This window comes from Caulobacter sp. SRI_014 (genome assembly GCF_057586315.1).
Genome location: NZ_JBYCZQ010000004.1, coordinates 149,406 through 165,906 on the forward strand (window position 1 = coordinate 149,406; position 16,501 = coordinate 165,906).

Sequence of the window (16,501 nt, forward strand, 5' to 3'; positions counted from 1 at the left end):
GTCGAGGCTTCCGTGGTTCGGTAGCCGGGTCGCTTCCGAGTAGCCATTTTGGAGGGCTCGTCGCTTGGCTTCGTTTTCGAAGCTTGATTTTCAGGGGCTCGCTATACCTTCGGTATATTTCAGCCCCATCTTTTAAGGCTCACAGAACGCCCGTTGTGGATTTTCCTCGAAAATCATGCTAAAAATATACCATGAGTGTATCGAGCCAAGAAAAACTAAGGCCACTTTTGGAGCGCTGGATTCCGGCGACCGTAATGACGAGCGCCCATTTGCGGGCGTTAGGCGTCACCCCCCAGCACACCCAAAAATATGTGGCCGGCAAATGGATCGAAGCCGTGGGAGTGGGCGCATTCAAACGCCCCAGCGACACCCTCACATGGCAGGGCGCGCTCTACTCCTTACAAAGCCAGCTCGGCCTTCAGGTTCATGTCGGGGCCCGCACGGCGATGGAGGCTGGCGGCGTCAGTCACTACGCCCGCTTGGGCAAGGTCACGATATTCTTGCTGTCCTCGCCCGGGACGAACCTTCCGGTCTGGTTCAAGGCCCAGGACTGGCCTGAAACGATCTGCCATTTCCAAAGCAAGTTTCTGCCGCCGGATGAGGGGCTGACCACCACGGACGACGGGGGCTTTGCTCTGCGCACCTCGACCTCCGAACGCGCGGTCCTGGAGATGCTTCATCTCGCACCGCGCCACATCGATCTCGTTGAGGCCTACCAGATCATCGAAGGCTTGCGGACGCTGCGGCCGAAGATGATGCAGAGGCTCTTGGAAGCCTGCGGGTCGATCAAAGTCACGCGGCTGTTCCTGTTCATGGCCGAGAAGGCCAACCTGCCGGTTCTTCGTCACCTTGATGTAAGCAAGTTCAATCTTGGCTCGGGCGACCGCAGCCTGGTGCCGCATGGGGCGTACAACGCAAAATACGGTCTGATCCTGCCTAAAGAGCTGGTGGGGCTGGATGGATAAGCGCTATCGCGACCAGGTCCAGCTGCTTCTCGATGTCCTGCCCTATGTTGCCGAGGAGCCGGCCTTCGCGCTGAAGGGCGGCACGGCGATCAACCTGTTTGAATGGGATTTGCCGCGCCTCTCGGTCGATATCGATCTGACGTATCTGCCCCTTGAAGATCGAGGCACGTCGCTCAGGTCCATCACGGATGGGCTCTTGCGCATCAAAAAGCGCATCGAGGACAAGCTGAAGCCGACCAAGGCTACCCTGGTCAATCAGGGCGGCGGCCTTGAAGCGAAGCTGCACTGCCAGCGCGGAACGACCCAGATCAAGATTGAGGTCAATCCGATCCTGCGCGGCCACCTTCTGCCTATCCGCACGATGGCGTGCAGCGCGCGCGTCCAGGAAATGTTCGAGCTCTTCGTCGAGACCCCGGTTGTTTCCCGCGGCGAACTTTTTGGCGGAAAGATCTGCGCTGCACTGGATCGGCAACACCCTCGCGACCTGTTCGACGTGAAGCGGCTGCTCGACGAAGGCGGCCTGACTGACGAGGTTCGGTACGGGATGCTGGCTGGTCTCGCCAGCCACGGTCGACCGATCGCCGAACTGATCAAACCGAGCTTGAAGGATCGGAAGGAGGCTTTCGCGTCCCAGTTCGAAGGCATGCCCTTCGAGCCTTTTACTTACGACGATCATGTGGAGACGCTGGAGCGTCTGAGCGCCGCCATCGCGAACGGGCTCACAGACAATGAGCGCGCTTTTCTGACGAGCTTTGAGGGTGGCGATCCGGAGTGGGCATTGTTTCCGCTTCCGGGCCTTGAGGCATTGCCCGCCCCGCAATGGAAACTGCAGAACCTGCGCAAGCTGCGCGGCGCGGAACCCGACCGACATGCGCAAGGCGTCGAAGCGCTGAAGCAGGCGCTCGCAGCAACAGCGGCAAGCGACGACAGCGAAAATGGCTAGCGTCGCTAGGCGCAGAAAGACGCCTTGAGTTACCTAGACCGTCCTGGGCCAGGGCGCTCTCGCCCAAAGGCGAGATGGTCCGAGCCGCGCGAGAGCTGCAGGTTGGTTTGGAGGTCACGTCGTTCATGCTCCCGGACGCTTTCTCGAAGCTGCAGCCGCGCCTCGATCATGGCGTTCACGCGCGTACGCATGTCGCGCAGATCGCCGCGCGTCTTACCTAACGCGTCGTCTAACGCCGCCCTAAGCGGTGCGTAGTGGTTTTCTAGTGAAACCCTAGTCTGTTCCCACCTAGAGAGCGCGGCCAATGCGTGCTCCCGACGCTCCATTTTATGGGTGGCGCTGAGAAGCTGCCGCGCTTCCTTTTGTCGCCGCTTCGTCCCGCCTGTGATGTCGATGGCCCGAGCGATACGTCGCCAAAGCGAAGATTGCTCAGTCTTGAGGGCGGCGCGTTCTCGCGCCTGGCTTTCGCGAAGGGCCTGGCGAACGGGAGCCGCCTGACGGCGGTGTTCGGATCGGGCCTCGTCACGGGCGCGCTTGTGCTGGGTGCGCAGTGCCCGGACCTCGTTCCGATGTGCGGAAAGCACCCGGCGCTCCTCGCGGGTGTGCTGGCGCGCTATCGCCGCGAGCTCATAGGCCAGCTTGCGATCAGCGGCGGCCTGGGCTTTCTCGAATTTCGCCCAAGCCCTGGTCTCAGCATCCGGAGACCTGGCCGCCCGTTCGAGGTTGAGATCGATGATCTCGGCGTGCCGCTCTTTGCGCGTGCGGCCTCGGTCGATGGCGGGGTAATCGACCTCACGGCCGAGCGCGTTCATCTTCTTCTTCGAACGCGGCCGATGCACGTGACCGTCGACGAACATGCCGCGAGGCCCGAGGTGGATCGTGGGTTCGCGCTCGATGCCTTGGGCGTCGAGCGTCCGACGATCGATGCGCTGCTCATGGCCGGCGCTCTCTAGGGCGGCGTTGGCAGAGGCCTCCCAACGCTGCCTGATCCACTCGACAGCCTTGGGCTCGAGGCCGGCAGCCTCGCGCTCCCGAGAAGAGTCGGAGAGGCGCAACACGCGCCGGCCGGTCTCCAAATCCCGATCGCGCACCACGATGTGCGCGTGCGGGTTCTGCGCGTCCTTGCCCTCCTGGTGGATGGCCAGCATCCATGGGATGCGATTGCCCGTGAGCTCTTCGCAGAAGTCTCGGGCCAGCTGCAGCCGCTGTTCCTTCGACAGCTCGCGCGGCAGTGCGATCCGGATTTTGTCGAGCACGCGGGCATTCTTGCGGTCCGCCAATTCCTGGCGGTCCATCCATGTGCGCGCATCGACCGGATCGGAGGGCATCGCGTGTACCGCGAGCACGGGTTCTGCGTCTTCGCGCGCTATGTAGCGAAGATGCGCGCCGGCTGTGCCGGCGGCGTGCGTCGTCCGTCCCACGGACGCGAGGTTGCACGAGTAGATCGCCATTTTGGCGGTCTTCACCTTTCGTAAACGGCACACACAAAAGAGTAGGTGGGACGAGGCCTGCTGCGGCTCCTTCCGCGCAGGCGCCCTCGACGCGAGGGCTCCCTTGCTTCCGGGGGCGCGGTCAATGCCGCGCCTTGCGGAAGCACCCGCCGCCTCTCTTGGCGGCGTGGGTACGGGGTCCAGGGGTCTTACTGACCCTTGGCTAGGCGGGTGCGGGAGGATGGCATCTTCCCGCGTGGCCACGGGCCACTGGGCGTGGGTTTGCAAAGCAAACCCAAAAGTGCGCCCTCCAAATTCGAAGAGATCACGACACGATCATGAGTTGCAAGTCTGAACCGATATCAGACACAGTCATGTATGCGGCTTCCAGCCGCCGCGCGGTGTTGAAAGGCCACGCCTTCCGCGCAGCGAACAGCGCCCGCGATGTGAGCCAAACGTAGCTTGCGCCAAAGCGCTCCGTTCTCGCCACCTTGCGGCGTCAGCCGAGCTGAGAGAAGCTAGTCGCTCCATCCCTCGCGAGGCCACCATGGCCGACGACAAGAACAATGTGCCTGGTTGGAGGCCGCCGCCGGAAAGACCGCCCACACCGGCCTTCGAAAGGGCGGTGCAGATGCCCGGGATCGACAAGGTGGAGCAAGCCCAACGCTCCCAGCCTAGAGAGAAGGACGGCCCAAAGGTCTCGGCGATGCGAGCCCGTCTACGTCAGCTTGAGGGCCAGCTTGGCCATGGCGCACCGAAGCAGGAGTTGAAACCTGGGGGCACCACGAAGGCGCGTGACCTACAGGGGGTCGAAAAAGAACGAAGGGCGCTGGATAAGCAAATAGCTCAGATAGATAGAGTGCGAGAACAATTTAACGAACGTAACCGAGAGGGCCGAAGTAGATAATTTGGCCGAACTATGATATAATATTCGAATGACTTTAAATCTATCTAGACCTCTCAACATTATTACCGAAGAGTATCCCGAGGAAAAATTCTTCGATATCTACATTCCAACATTTTCCGGCGATCTCCGGCGCATCACAGTTCCGGAAAAGCATAAGTACTTTCTTTACTGGCTTTTGGATCCTGAGTCAGACCACGCCCTTGAGGTCTTGGACCAGATCGTTTGCGAAAAGCCTGCGGCCGAGGGCTGCACATATGCAGAGCGGCTACTTCAGTCCCTCAAAGACATCAAAGACGATCCCACTTATTTCTATCCTTGGTGCCAAGCCCAGAGAGATCGAAAATACTGGCTCGGAATGACGCTGCGTGCCGATCAGGACCAGCAGCAAAAATGTAGAGCTTGGCGTGAGACCCACAGCAATTTTGAACCGCTGCCCCCTGCATACGATTAACCGCGGCTCGCGCGCTGCGCGCGCTCGCCAAATGCCGTAGGCAAAAGCAGACCAGAACTGCCTATTGCTCACTCCAAAGGACTCGCTTTCTGGATGCGTTCGCCTTAGCGTTCTCGCATTGCGGTCAGCGGGGGCTACGCGGTGCTCATCATCATCTTCATTTGGCTGTTGCAGATTGCGGCGGCCATCGCGCTTGCGTTCATCCAGGGCGGCGGAAACCTCGCCGAACTTGCCAAGCGGCTCACCGCGATCCTGAAGGGATCTACGGGCGTATGGGTCCTGGCGGCCGGCGCGATCCTTTTCACTTTCCTCGCGCTGACGGCCACGACAGACGCGCAAGCTGCCCTCCCTGCGGGCATGGCCAATTTGCCGGGCATGCCACAGGCCGAGGACGGGGGAGAGGCGCAGCGCGTTCCAGATCTGGCCGTTCGGATTGTCGCCGGCGTCAGCGCCCTCGCACAATTTGCCTTCCTCGTTTGGATCGTGATCGCGAAGTTGTTCGATCAGCCCGACCTGGTGTTCGGTTCGGCGAAATTCGCAACGCCCGAACATGCGCAGGAACTGGCGTTGCTCGGTGAAGTCGGCATCCGCCTCGGCTTCCTGCGCAATCCCGATCCCAATGCCCGGGCTAAAGAAGACAAGAAAGGCATCAGGCGTCCGCTCCACTACACAGGACAGCGGCATCTGCTTACCGTCGCGCCGACGCGCGCCGGCAAGGGTGTCTCCACCATTATCCCCAACCTTCTCACCTATGAAGGTTCGGCGATTGTGATCGACCCGAAGGGCGAGAACGCGATCCTCACCTATGATCGACGCGCTCAGTTCGGACGCGCCATCGCGCTGGATCCGTGGGGCCTGACAGGAAAGCCCGGAGCCAAGTTCAACCCGCTCGCGACCCTGTCAGCGGATTCCCCGACCTTGGTCGAGGATGCGCTTTTGATCGCAGACGCCCTCGTTATCCATGAAGGGAAGGGCGACACCTTCTGGAGCGACGAAGCCAAGGCCCTAATCATGGGCTTCATCGTCCACCTGGCCACCTCGCCCGACGAAGAGGGGCAACGCCACCTCGGTCGTTTGCGCGACATGCTCACGGCCGGTCCCGAGGATATGGCCGAAATAAATGCCGCCATGCTGTTTTCGACCTCACCTATTGTCCGGGCTTCGGCCTCGCGCATCATGGGTAAGTCGGACAATGAGAGGTCTGGCGTGTTTTCGAGCGCCCAGCAAAACACCCATTTTCTGGAGAGCCCTGCGCTGCGTGCGCACCTTGAAGCGAGCGACTTCCGGTTTGCGGACGTCAAGGGCGATAGCCCGGTGTCGGTCTACATCGTGCTGCCTGTTGATCGACTGTCGACCTACAGTCGCTGGATGCGGATGCTCATCGCTCTGGGCATCGCCGATATCTCTCGATCATCCGCTAAGCCTGCTCGGCCAGTGCTGTTTCTGCTCGACGAGTTCGCGGCGCTTGGCCGCCTCAAGATCGTCGAGGACGCGTATGGGCTCATGGCCGGCATGGGCATTCAGCTGCATGCCATCGTGCAAGATTTCAGTCAGCTGGAACGCCTCTACGATAAGGGGTGGCAGACCTTTATTGCCAACGCCGGCGCGATCCAGGTCTTTGGGACGCGTGACCTGCAGACAGCGGAGTACGTGTCGAAGATGATCGGCGTGACGACGCAGAAGATGCGCAGCACATCACAAGGGGGCGGCTCTGGAGGATCGAGCAGTTCGGTCAGCCTCACCCCAACCCAGCGACCTTTGCTTTTCCCGGACGAGCTCATGCGCATGGATAGCAATGCGCAGATCGTTCTGATCGAGAACGCTGATCCGGTCCTTGGTGAGAAAATCCTTTGGTACGAGGACGAGCGCCTTAAGGCGCTCGCCTCGGCCTCACCGAACAACTAACTCCGCTTAGCTTTCGGCTATGTGCTTGGGGTCGAAGAGGGTGTAGGCAATCCGAGCGAAGAAATCTTCGACTAGTGCCAACGCGTTGTAGATGGGATCGAGGACGACGCGCACGAGCGCCAATCCGCGCCCACCAGGCAGGCGTCCGATTGTTGCGCACATCAAGACAATGGCGCGCGGCAACCAACTGAACGCTCCGACCAGGACAATCAAAATCGCGAACAGCGCGAGGGCCCAGGCGAAGAGGAGAACGTGCTTGGCACCCGACCAAAATGCGTCGGCGGCAGCCGCGTCCTCAGCTGTCCAAGGCCTCGCCAACGGCGGGGGCGATGCAGGAGACCACGACGACCACGCATTGGGCTTGGCGTTGGACCACGCGTTAGCTTGGTTCTGCAGACCCGTATAAAACGCCTGCTCCTGCCGGGCGGACGAGCCGGCGTTGAACGATCCCCAATCGCCATTGGAGGGACGTTTCATTCCACCGAGACCGTCCTGATAGCCTTGATTGAAAGACATCGATCTATCTCCTCAGCGTTGGCATGAGCCCCGGCGAATGGCGGCGGTCGCGCCCTTGCCGGAGAAGGTGGCCGTCCATTGGGACGAGACGACTTCGATTGACGCGGAGCGCTTCACCGCGGCGAACGCGGCCTCGCTCATCGCTCCGCCGAGCCACGCGACACCCGATCCATCGGGAGCGCGTTGCACCGTGATCGTCGCCGAACCGATGAGCTTGCCCTGACCGTCGAGCGCTTTGACGGTCGCGCCCCTGAAGCCTCGGAACTTGCGAGCGAAGGCGCTGTTGCCTGCCATCTGTCCGGATGTTTCGATGCTCCCCGCGCCATTCGGGATGCCAATGGCGACGAAAGGGTTGCCGTCCTCGACGCCGCACCCGACTTCGAGGACCAGGCCCAACCCGCCCGCATCGCGAACGAATGACTCGCCACCTGCGGTCGCGATCCAAGCCGGACCAGGAGCGCTTGCTGCTGCTGCCCCGCCGCCAGACGGTTTGACCGTGCCGCTGAAGCCGCATGAAGCGCCGTGCATATAAGCGCAGCCGCTTTCGCTCACGCTGAGCCCGCCAGCGTTCCGCGCCAGCGTGACGACGCAAAGGCCGTTGTCGGTGGGCACTTCGAGCGAGAGTCGGTTACCGCGCGCCGTGCCGACACCGCCAACACTGCCGCCGCAGCCGTTCGAACTTCCGCCGACCAGGACGTCGACCTTGTAGTTCGAGCCGTTGGCCGACGGCCCGGCGATGATCACTTCGCCATTGCCACCATCGAACGGACCGACATAGCGGCCGGCCCAGGTGGCGGAGGATTGGGCCAGGGCTCCCGCGCCGATGGCGCTCAGGAGTCCAGCCGCGAGAAAGGGTTTGATGCGCATGTCGGCCCCCTCAGTTCGGCCGGCCGGCGCGAGCGGCCTCGCGGGCCAGTCGTTCTCGCTCACGCTCGCCCGTGGAATTGACCGCCTGCTGCATGCGCAGGGTACATTTCGTGTCGGCGGCGGTGCGCGTGTTCTGAGCCCGCTGCTGGCAGTTGCGCAGAAGATCGCCGGTCTTGCTGGTGCAGAGCTTTAGCGCCGCTTCCTTCGCCTTCTCGGCGTCATCGATGCAGTCGCTGTAGACTTTCTTCGGATCGTCATTGGTTGCCTGTGCCATCTGTGCGCAGGCGAGCGAAAGGGCGAGCGCGAGCGCGCCCCGAACGGACGTATTCTTCATGGGGAGACCCCTGATTTGAATCCCTCGATCAGTAGAGTTTGAATCACATCGCGGCGGCCACCGCCAGCGAAAACTCTACTGATCGTTCCTTCAATCGATCCGTAGACCTGACACGCTTCGGCGGTGTCCAAAGAGTCTCAACTCAAAGCGTTCGGAGCGCAGGTTAAGCGACTGCGCAAACAGCAAGGTCTCACCCAGGAGACGCTTGCTGAGCGCAGCGGGCTATCGGCGCGCTACGTATCGCGCGTTGAGCTTGGCAATGTGAACCTCGGCCTGACCGCCATTCTCGACCTCGCGCGCGGCTTGGATCTTGAGCCCGCGCGCCTGTTCGACCGAGCCTAACGGACAACTCATCTTTGCGGCTATCGCTAGGCCGCCCACAGCTAATGCGTTCACGCTCATTGCGCCTTTCGCCGGGTCAGTCATGGTTGTTGCGGATATGTTCTTGATTCGCGGCTGATGCCTCTATATCGTGTGTCGTCAACCAAAATCACTACAACATCTTGAAATGTGGCGACGCAGCCACCAACTCGAATAGCGCCACGCGTCAGGGCGGGGGCTGGGAGAACTACAATGCGTGGCGACTACAGGGTCACGGTGTTCGCGGCAGGCTGCGGCGACAGCATCATGATTGAAGCCCACCAAAAGGTGGTGCTGACCGACATTCACTATCGGCGCAATCAAGCCGAAGACCCGGAAAATGACCGTGTGCCGAACTTTGCGCCGGACATCCGCAAGGCGTGCGGAAACCATCTCGACGTTTTCGTTTCGACCCACCCCGACAAAGACCACGTCGCGGGCTTCTGCGACATCTTCCATTGTGGGCGACCTCAGGATTGGGATTCCGACCCGGAAGAGGGCGAGCCCAAAATCATTGTCGATGAAATCTGGTGTTCGCCGTATGGGGCCAACCCGCACTATGTGACGCCGCAGTCGGAGCCGCTCACCAATGAGATCAAGCGCCGCAAGGCGCTGGCTGCGACTTGGGAGGCGGACCTCGATGGCAACCGCCTCGTCATCATGGACACGACAACCCATTCGACGGGAAAGGTGACCGAGAGTTTCGAATGGCGGCTCCTCGCGCCGACCCCGGCCGAGTGGGACATTCCAAAGGCGGAAGACGGGTGCCCGCCGACGTCGTCGAACTCCACCAGCCTGGTAATTCAGTGGACGATCACGCGCGGCTGGGGCGACAACAAAATCCTGCTGCTGGGCGACACGACAGTCGAGGTTCTCGAACGCCTGGAGAAAGACGTTCAGCAGAAGAACCCCGACCACATCGCGTGGCACATCATGGCTGCGGTTCACCACTGCTCAAGGCGGTCGATTGGTCGGGTCTGGCAGGGTGGCTGTGTCGATGAGGAGTTTGAAGAATCCGCCGGCGCGCTGGCCGCGCTCGGCGAGCAGCGCGGAAAGGGGTTCGTCGTGGCGAGCAGCCGGCGGGTAATCCGTGGGGGAAACACGCCTCCTTCCTACCATGCCAAGCTTCGCTATCTGCGCATCCTGGCCGATGGAGGCCTCGTGGATGACAAAGTTCGTGCGCGCTTCAAATGCACGGGCGGCGATGCCGACAACGATAAGCCGGCCCATGTGATCTTCAACCTTTCGGTCACGGGGCCTAGCTTGGCGGCAACCGCTGCACCGGCGTCAGTTGGATTGGGCGGCAGTTCCGGCTCAGTCAGCGGCGGGGGTTCCTACGGCTGATATGGACGGGGAAGGGACGCCGCAGCTGACATATCTGGAGGAGCTGGAGCTCCTCCGCGTGCGCCGCTCTGCCGGCGTCATCCCCGACTCCGTCGCGTTGCACCAAGCGGAGGATGGCGTGGTTCTTCGGTTTGACCTTCAAACCGAGCAGACCATTGGTGAGCCGGCCGCGGATATTCGCGATGTGGAGACCGTCGAGTTTCACTACTACGCGGGATACCGCTTCGGCTTCACAGCTCCGAGGAACGTCATCTGCCCTCGTGGGGATTTCCCCCGCAACATCGGGCATCTGTGTTCGGGACCGCCTGGCTGCCCTGCGGCGCCGTGTTTGGCCCTTGGCGGCATCCAGCCGGTTTATGAGCGTGGTGGCATCGAAGCTCTCATGGAGCGTCTCCGGGGCTTCATGCGCGACGCCAAAACCGGATCCTTGATGGCGGAAGGTTGGGAGGCGGTGCCGTTCGGCGTCGCCCAGACCTACCGGCATGGTCAGGTCGATCCTGGCTTCTTTCAAGACCATGCGTTCGCCAATCTCGATAAGCGAAGCGCGCTTGGCGTGGCCGTTGTCTACGAGCAGGCTGAAGGCAGTCACGTCGCCTTGGTTTCGCAGATCATCGAGATCAACGACATTCGTGCGGCGATCGGGTTTCGCAACAAGGGAGGGCCGAAGCGGGGCGTTCCTTTTGTCTTCCTCTGGCCCGAGGCGGAGAAGGTCGAACACGATCCCATTTTCGAAGAGTGGCCGACGATGCTCGAGTTCCGGAAGGGACTTCAGCGCATCGGCGTCGAAGGGGCGTTTGACGCTGCCCTGGGCGGGCTGCTCCTGAATGACGCTAGTTTTGTCTATGAGCACCCAGAAGGCCGGCGAGGATTCGTAGTCGTCTTGGGCGTTTGGCGTCCCTCCCCACTGCTCGCGAACTATTTCGGTTACTCGGAGAATCCGAAAGCGAGGCGCTTGGAGCTTCGCGCCTATTTTGTTTCGCAAAAGCTCGCCAAGAAGGTCATCGACGACGACGCGCAGGTCGATGCGGTTGTCGCAGACCATCCACCGACACCAGAACTGCTAAGGTGGGTATCCGGGGTTGGCACGCTTCCGCCGATCACCTTGTTTGGTGCGGGGGCGCTGGGCAGCGCGATCTTCAACAATCTCGTCCGTGCCGGCGCAGATGATGTCGTGGTCCAAGACTCAGACCGGGTCATGCCGCACAACTTGGCGCGCCATACCGCGCGTACCTCTGACATCTATCGGGGCAAGGCCGCGCAGAGCCTGACACTGACAAATGCGGTCCTCGTCGAGGGCTCAGAGCCTAAGCTCGTCGTGCACAAAGACGACATTCTCGATCTGCCTGACGATGATCTGACCGCGCGAACGCGCGGCAGGCTCATCATTGATGCGACGGCTGATGAGCGCGTCCGTTTAAAAATGGACGCGCTTCGGACCGTCGATCCCGGCACAGTCATTCGCTCGGAAATCTTTCACGACGGTCGTTTGGGTGCGACCTTTGTCTCGCTTCCCACGGGGCCCAGCTTGGCAGACCTGATGGCGTCCATGCTGGCCTTGGCGGTGGATGAGCCGTCGGTCGCCCGCTGGCTCGACTACGAAGCTGAGCACCCGCTCGGACCTGATCCCTTTCTGTATGGTTTCGGGTGCGGCTCGCAGACGGTGCATTTGCCGAACTACGTCGTGGAGCAACATGCGGCGACAGCGCTGCCGTCCATTGTCGGTGGCCAAACCGAATCCGGAATCGGGCTGAATCCCTTGGACGAGAACTTCCGGCCCCTTGGGTGGCGGTGGTTTCCCGTCGGTCCGTTCTCATCCTTCGTTCCACCGACCCAGGCCGAGTGGCGGGTTGCGATTTCCGTCCCAGCGCTAGATCGCATGAAAGCTCTGCGCGCCGATGCTCTGCCGTCAGAAACCGGGGGATATCTATATGGCAACTGGGACCCCGCCCGTAAGACCATCACAATTCTCTTTGCTAGTGCGCTTCCACCTGGTTCGACTTTCAGCGCCACCACGCTAGAACTCGGCCCCGCCGGGCATCTGGCAGAAGAACGACGGCTTCTCCGAAAAACACGCGGACGACTGTTTCTCTGTGGCACTTGGCATAGCCACCCGAACCAGTCTGCGGCGATGTCTGGGAAAGACTACAAGGCGATGGAAAAGCACCACGCCGTCGACGTCGAGCATGCGCGCCCGACCCTCATTGTCATCGTTGCCGACGGTGACGTACAAACACATCTGAAGATTTGAAATGGCTGAGACCCTCAAGAAAGGCATTGGTGCCAAATATCAGCTGCCGATCCTCGCGGCCTATATCGGTGCGGCGACGTATTTTGGTGTCCACAATGCCAGCCTACTAGATGCTTTCTTGAAGCACGGCGCTGTCGCCGGTTTGGCCGGCGTCTTCCTTTTGGTACTTCAAGAGGTCTTCCCACGTGCCGTGAAGGAGGCTTTGGTGTTCTGGCGCATCAAGGATCGGTTGCCGGGTTGCCGGGCGTTCTCGATCCTGGCTCCGCGCGAAGCGCGTATCGACCAGGCCAAGTTGGCGACCCTGCTTCCTTCGGCGACCATGTCGCCGTTGGAGGAGAACGCTCTTTGGTATCGCTGGTTGAAGGAGTTCGAGGAGAACGTCGTCGTTGCTGAAAGTCATCGGCGATATCTGGCCCTACGGGAGTCGGCAGTCCTGCTCGCCTCACTGAGCGGTGTGAGCCCGCTGCTCGGCCTAATCCCGCCGCACAATTGGGCGGGCGGTCTTCTACTCTGTGGGATCACGGCCATAGCGTATCTGGCAACCGCCTACGCGGCGCGGAACGCAGCCGAACGGTTCGTCTGCAACGTCATGGCTCTTAAGGCCGCCAAGAGCTGACCGTGCAGCGCCATTTCTCCCAACTGTCGGCAGGTGCGATTTGAGCCGGTTCCTTATTCCGCTGAGCGACTACAATCGTATCTATCAGGTCATCCATGGCGTGAGGCAGGCCTTCGGTAATTCCGAGAAAGGATGCATCTTCTTCGCCGCCTGCGGCGCTGTGGTCCTGAGCAAGCACTACAAGATTCCGGCGCGCCCTGTCGCAGGCGGCTTCGCGTTGCGCGTCAATCATATGTCCGAGGTTGTCTTTTTCGGTGAGCAGAAGGACGGGCGAATTTGCACCTCGCCGGAAGGCTTTCATATGTGGGTCCAAACCGAAACGCACTTCATCGATTTCATGGCCCCGATCTTTCCTGAGGCTTTCGCAGAGCGAAATGTGGTCGTGCCGCGAAAGATGTTTCAGCGGCCGAAAGCGTCCGAAGCGACAAGCTTTGATGACCTCGCCGAAGTTGGCGACTTCTTCACTCTGCCCGATCCCGACCTGACAAATTCTCTGCTCAAGAATTTCCTCAGTCGACCGTCAAGCGGCGATCTCCTGGAGGTTGCTGATACTTGGTTTGGGAGCCGGCGAAGGCCGCAGTTGAAGTCCGTTAAGATGGGCGACAGTGCCGGCGAAACGCATCACTTAGTCCTGCCCCGGACGACCGCGACTGGCTCTTGGTGACGCTAGAAATCCATGTTCGATTGGCGCATCCATGCATCGCCCCATCGGTCGATGTACGCTTCGCGGGCTTCGGCGGTGCCGCTTACCAATGACTTGTAGACTGTCAGGGTTTCGGCGTCGAATTGAGGGTCGATACCCGCATCGATCATCTGACGCACCCCTGCGAGGGGTCCGGCCGAAAGCAGACTATCGAAAGCGTCGAAAGCAGCGCAGGCCTCTTTGAAGTCGTCAGGTCCTACCGGGACAAAGTTGAATTGAACGCTGTCTTTATGACGAGTGAAATTCGCCGGCACGGTGCCAAGGGAGGGCAGGTGGACGAACAGTGAGCCGTGGTCGTTCTCGACGCCCCCGTGGGCAAACGGGTTGCGGATCCGCTCCTTGATCCGCTTGAGCTTTCCCAGGGCGAGTCCAGCACGGTGGTTTCCGCCGACGTCGAGAAACATCCCGACCTTCTCGTCCCATTTTGCCTTGGCTGAAAAGAAGTCGAGGAGTTCGCCTTCGGCCAGGGGCTTTCCAACGAACGCGCGCATCAAGGCGAGCTCGTGCTCCAATCGGCTGAAGTAAGCGTCGATCATTGCGATAGAAAAATAGAAGCCCTCCCGTTCGGCACGGACCTTGGCGTTCCAGCTTGCCGTCATTTCGCTCATGGCCAGCGCGATCTTCTCATCTGCGGTGGCGTCCTCCGGAATATCCTTTGGCCTGCCGGGCTTCTTGGCTGCCCTTGCATAGGCCTCCTTAGCGCTGTCACGGAAAAATCGGTAGCGTCCGTCAAACTGGCTGAAGCGATTGGCGATGGTCACGTTCCCATGGCGAGCTTGGAGCATCGCGATAGGGCGGAGGTATTCTTCGACGGACTTTTGGGCGCGCTTGAGCTGTCCGCAGACACGATCCACATCTGCCTTCGAGCCACCCTGCGTACGGATCATGAAGCCAGACTTTTGGAGCTGGACGGCAAAGGGAACTTCTTTGACGTTGAAATAGACGGTCCACGCGACCTTCTCTTCCGGTCCGGTCGCATAGAAGCCCATCGCGTTACGAAGGACGAAGAGGATGAGGGCGGGCACCGGGAATTCATCGTCGCTCGGTCGCGTGCGGCTCATGTCCGACGCGTCCAAACTGATCGGAAAGTTGCGAGTGAATCCGACGAGGAGCTTCGATAGCTTCCTCTTCAGTGCCTCACCGCGCTCGTTGATCACTGAAGATTCCTTTCGGAGGCGATGGCCGAGGTCCGTTCGGACCTCTGATGGCCACCGGCAGACCCCTTCGGGTCCGCCTTCGCAAGCTCGCGGCCGGGACCTTCGTCCCTGCGCGCTTCGCTTTTTTGATGGTGCGGCTAGAGGGACTCGAACCCCCACGGTCACCCGTCTGGACCTAAACCAGGTGCGTCTACCAATTCCGCCATAGCCGCTTACACATGAATCATAGCGGGCCGGAGTCCCTGCGCCAAGGGACATGGCTAGCCGGCAGTCTGCGCCTGGGTTTTGGAAGATTCGTTGGCGGGCTTGGCTTTGGTTGTGCCGCCTGATCGGGGTTTGGCCGGTCGTTTGAGCGCCTTCGGCCGCTCGACATTGATCGCGGCGGCGTCCAAGCGGTCCTTGATATGGGCCGCATAAAACTGCTCGATCATCTCGACGCTGGTTCTGCAGTTGTTGGCGACTTGATAGATATTCGCGCCTTCCATGAGGCGCATCGAGATGTAGGTGTGCCGCAGGCTGTAGGCCGTGCGGCGCTGGCCGTCGCGGTCGAACTTCAAGCCTTCTTCCGCAAGGATGGTGTTGAATAGGTCGCGGTCGAACCTGCGGAACACGGTCGCGGTGGGCTGAAGCTCAACCCTCGACTCGGTCGCCTCTGACTCGCGGCGTGCTTTCAGGCGCTGGAAGGGCAGGACGGCTCCCGGCATGCTCTTGCAAAAGCCCACGCCGGTTTTGCCGCGCACATCGATCACGAGGATGGTCGTGCGAGTGGCGGCATCGTCTTCAACGCTCACATCGCGAAGCTGGAGGCGCAGCGCTTCGTCGGGCCGGAGGCCCGTGTTCGCCATGAACAGCACGAAGTCGTGCATGTCTTCATAGTGCGACTTCCAGCCAGGGCGTGCGCCCTTATCGATACGGCGACGGGTCGCTTCATAAAGCTGCTTGTACTCGGCCGGGGAGAACCAAGCCCTGCGACCGCGCTTGCCTTGAGTCATGTAGGCGGTCGACAGGCTCGGAACGTGGCTGATCAAGCCCATGCCCTCGGCGTGCTTGAGCACCTGCCGGATGATGACGATCTCTTGCAGCATGGTGCTGCGAGCCGGCGGCTTGCCGGGCACGGCCGGCGACGTATCGGTGGCTGGCCTCTCGGTGCGCTTGATCGTCTCTTCGGCTCGCTGGACCCGATAGGATTGAACCAGGCCCCGGTTCACGGCCGTCAGCTGCTTGTCGCCGAAGTAGGGGAGGACGTGCCTGTTCAGGCGCAGTTCCATGAACTCGATGTATTTGGGGCTGCGCGTCGTGGCCGCCAGGACACGAGCCTCCTTCAAATAGGAGGCGGCAGCCTCGGCGAAGGTCGGGCCGGCCTTGACGATCTCGCCGCGGCGAAGTTTACCGCGCAGTTCGAGATACCAATCCTCGGCAATATCCTTCGCCCGTTCGACACTTTCCTCCTTTGTGGAGGAACGGTGGCGTTCACCACCAACCCGCGCGGCACACTGCCAATAACGGCTGTTGTCGCGCTTATAGACCTGCAAGCGGCCATCAAACATCGAGTGCGTCTGCATCCAACCCCTCCCGGTCGAAAGTGTGTCCAGGGTGTGTCCAGCCTACTGTAGATTGTCGAAAAAACTAACTTGTTGTTTTAACTCAGACTATTGTATGTTGAACAGCGAGAAGAGAGGATATCACTGGATTCAGGTTCCAGCGCCGCAAGGCGTGGAGGTTCGAGTCCTCTCATCCGCACCAACGATTGCGCCC

15 protein-coding genes and 2 tRNA genes are annotated in these 16,501 nt (G+C 60.9%); 10 read left to right on the top strand and 7 right to left on the bottom strand.

The window, feature by feature from the left end:
* Positions 1-191: 191 nt before the first annotated feature.
* Both AC2YG9_RS11625 and AC2YG9_RS11630 read left to right on the top strand, forming a co-directional pair.
* On the top strand, positions 192-965 hold the full coding sequence (locus AC2YG9_RS11625; RefSeq protein ID WP_487298137.1) for a type IV toxin-antitoxin system AbiEi family antitoxin domain-containing protein: 774 nt from the start codon (positions 192-194) through the stop codon (positions 963-965).
* Positions 958-1,908 carry a nucleotidyl transferase AbiEii/AbiGii toxin family protein gene (locus tag AC2YG9_RS11630; RefSeq protein ID WP_487298138.1) on the top strand — a complete coding sequence of 317 codons (951 nt, stop codon included), beginning with the start codon at positions 958-960 and terminating at the stop codon, positions 1,906-1,908. The genes AC2YG9_RS11625 and AC2YG9_RS11630 overlap by 8 nt, the downstream gene beginning before the upstream one ends.
* 29 nt (positions 1,909-1,937) lie before the next feature.
* Here the strand turns inward: AC2YG9_RS11630 and AC2YG9_RS11635 are convergent, their stop codons facing one another.
* Positions 1,938-3,359 (bottom strand): MobA/MobL family protein, encoded by a 1,422-nt coding sequence (locus tag AC2YG9_RS11635; protein WP_487298139.1) that lies wholly within the window; start codon positions 3,357-3,359, stop codon positions 1,938-1,940.
* Positions 3,360-4,273: 914 nt separating this feature from the next.
* On the opposite strand from AC2YG9_RS11635, the gene AC2YG9_RS11640 reads away from it, so the two are divergent.
* Together AC2YG9_RS11640 and AC2YG9_RS11645 are read left to right on the top strand one after the other, a co-directional pair.
* Positions 4,274-4,696, top strand: coding sequence for a hypothetical protein (locus AC2YG9_RS11640; protein WP_487298140.1), 423 nt, complete (start codon positions 4,274-4,276; stop codon positions 4,694-4,696).
* A 141-nt stretch (positions 4,697-4,837) separates the two neighbouring features.
* Entirely contained in the window at positions 4,838-6,601 is a 1,764-nt protein-coding gene (locus AC2YG9_RS11645) for a type IV secretory system conjugative DNA transfer family protein (RefSeq protein ID WP_487298141.1), read from the top strand.
* 6 nt (positions 6,602-6,607) lie between these two features.
* On the opposite strand, the gene AC2YG9_RS11650 is transcribed toward AC2YG9_RS11645, so the two are convergent.
* The 3 genes from AC2YG9_RS11650 to AC2YG9_RS11660 are packed head-to-tail and all read right to left on the bottom strand — an operon-like array spanning position 6,608 to position 8,318.
* The gene (locus tag AC2YG9_RS11650) at positions 6,608-7,117 is read right to left on the bottom strand and encodes a hypothetical protein (RefSeq protein WP_487298142.1); all 510 of its coding nucleotides are present in this window, start codon (positions 7,115-7,117) and stop codon (positions 6,608-6,610) included.
* Between the two features lie 12 nt (positions 7,118-7,129).
* Complete coding sequence (locus AC2YG9_RS11655; protein WP_487298143.1) at positions 7,130-7,984, bottom strand: hypothetical protein; 855 nt, start codon at positions 7,982-7,984, stop codon at positions 7,130-7,132.
* Positions 7,985-7,994: 10 nt separating this feature from the next.
* Positions 7,995-8,318, bottom strand: a complete 324-nt coding sequence (locus AC2YG9_RS11660; RefSeq protein ID WP_487298144.1) for a hypothetical protein — start codon at positions 8,316-8,318, stop codon at positions 7,995-7,997.
* A 123-nt stretch (positions 8,319-8,441) separates the two neighbouring features.
* Between AC2YG9_RS11660 and AC2YG9_RS11665 the strand changes: the two genes are divergently transcribed.
* The 5 genes from AC2YG9_RS11665 to AC2YG9_RS11685 all read left to right on the top strand — a co-directional run bounded on the left by AC2YG9_RS11665 (position 8,442) and on the right by AC2YG9_RS11685 (position 13,550).
* Positions 8,442-8,660 (top strand): helix-turn-helix domain-containing protein, encoded by a 219-nt coding sequence (locus tag AC2YG9_RS11665; RefSeq protein ID WP_487298145.1) that lies wholly within the window; start codon positions 8,442-8,444, stop codon positions 8,658-8,660.
* Positions 8,661-8,891: 231 nt separating this feature from the next.
* The gene (locus AC2YG9_RS11670; protein WP_487298146.1) at positions 8,892-10,022 is read left to right on the top strand and encodes a ComEC/Rec2 family competence protein; all 1,131 of its coding nucleotides are present in this window, start codon (positions 8,892-8,894) and stop codon (positions 10,020-10,022) included.
* A gap of 58 nt (positions 10,023-10,080) precedes the next feature.
* Entirely contained in the window at positions 10,081-12,270 is a 2,190-nt protein-coding gene (gene cap2-3, locus AC2YG9_RS11675; RefSeq protein ID WP_487298147.1) for an anti-phage 6A-MBL system cap2_3 protein, read from the top strand.
* Between the two features lies 1 nt (position 12,271).
* Positions 12,272-12,886: a hypothetical protein gene (locus tag AC2YG9_RS11680; protein WP_487298148.1), complete on the top strand. Its 615-nt coding sequence runs from the start codon at positions 12,272-12,274 to the stop codon at positions 12,884-12,886.
* Positions 12,887-12,926: 40 nt separating this feature from the next.
* Positions 12,927-13,550: a DUF2026 family protein gene (locus tag AC2YG9_RS11685; RefSeq protein WP_487298149.1), complete on the top strand. Its 624-nt coding sequence runs from the start codon at positions 12,927-12,929 to the stop codon at positions 13,548-13,550.
* Positions 13,551-13,552: 2 nt separating this feature from the next.
* On the opposite strand, the gene AC2YG9_RS11690 is transcribed toward AC2YG9_RS11685, so the two are convergent.
* The 3 genes from AC2YG9_RS11690 to AC2YG9_RS11700 all read right to left on the bottom strand — a co-directional run bounded on the left by AC2YG9_RS11690 (position 13,553) and on the right by AC2YG9_RS11700 (position 16,308).
* Positions 13,553-14,746: a hypothetical protein gene (locus AC2YG9_RS11690; protein ID WP_487298150.1), complete on the bottom strand. Its 1,194-nt coding sequence runs from the start codon at positions 14,744-14,746 to the stop codon at positions 13,553-13,555.
* 129 nt (positions 14,747-14,875) lie between these two features.
* Positions 14,876-14,958 (bottom strand) — tRNA-Leu (locus AC2YG9_RS11695).
* A gap of 48 nt (positions 14,959-15,006) precedes the next feature.
* The gene (locus AC2YG9_RS11700) at positions 15,007-16,308 is read right to left on the bottom strand and encodes a tyrosine-type recombinase/integrase (RefSeq protein WP_487298151.1); all 1,302 of its coding nucleotides are present in this window, start codon (positions 16,306-16,308) and stop codon (positions 15,007-15,009) included.
* Positions 16,309-16,412: 104 nt separating this feature from the next.
* Here AC2YG9_RS11700 and AC2YG9_RS11705 point away from each other — a divergent pair.
* Positions 16,413-16,489: transfer RNA gene (locus tag AC2YG9_RS11705), tRNA-Leu, on the top strand.
* Positions 16,490-16,501: the final 12 nt, after the last annotated feature.

Bases quoted from the DNA above. Each gene is read 5' to 3' on its own strand.
- AC2YG9_RS11625 (WP_487298137.1), top strand. From the start codon at position 192: ATGAGTGTATCGAGCCAAGAAAAACTAAGGCCACTTTTGGAGCGCTGG.
- AC2YG9_RS11630 (WP_487298138.1), top strand. From the start codon at position 958: ATGGATAAGCGCTATCGCGACCAGGTCCAGCTGCTTCTCGATGTCCTG.
- AC2YG9_RS11635 (WP_487298139.1), bottom strand. From the start codon at position 3,359: ATGGCGATCTACTCGTGCAACCTCGCGTCCGTGGGACGGACGACGCAC.
- AC2YG9_RS11640 (WP_487298140.1), top strand. From the start codon at position 4,274: ATGACTTTAAATCTATCTAGACCTCTCAACATTATTACCGAAGAGTAT.
- AC2YG9_RS11650 (WP_487298142.1), bottom strand. From the start codon at position 7,117: ATGTCTTTCAATCAAGGCTATCAGGACGGTCTCGGTGGAATGAAACGT.
- AC2YG9_RS11655 (WP_487298143.1), bottom strand. From the start codon at position 7,984: ATGCGCATCAAACCCTTTCTCGCGGCTGGACTCCTGAGCGCCATCGGC.
- AC2YG9_RS11660 (WP_487298144.1), bottom strand. From the start codon at position 8,318: ATGAAGAATACGTCCGTTCGGGGCGCGCTCGCGCTCGCCCTTTCGCTC.
- AC2YG9_RS11670 (WP_487298146.1), top strand. From the start codon at position 8,892: ATGCGTGGCGACTACAGGGTCACGGTGTTCGCGGCAGGCTGCGGCGAC.
- AC2YG9_RS11680 (WP_487298148.1), top strand. From the start codon at position 12,272: ATGGCTGAGACCCTCAAGAAAGGCATTGGTGCCAAATATCAGCTGCCG.
- AC2YG9_RS11700 (WP_487298151.1), bottom strand. From the start codon at position 16,308: ATGCAGACGCACTCGATGTTTGATGGCCGCTTGCAGGTCTATAAGCGC.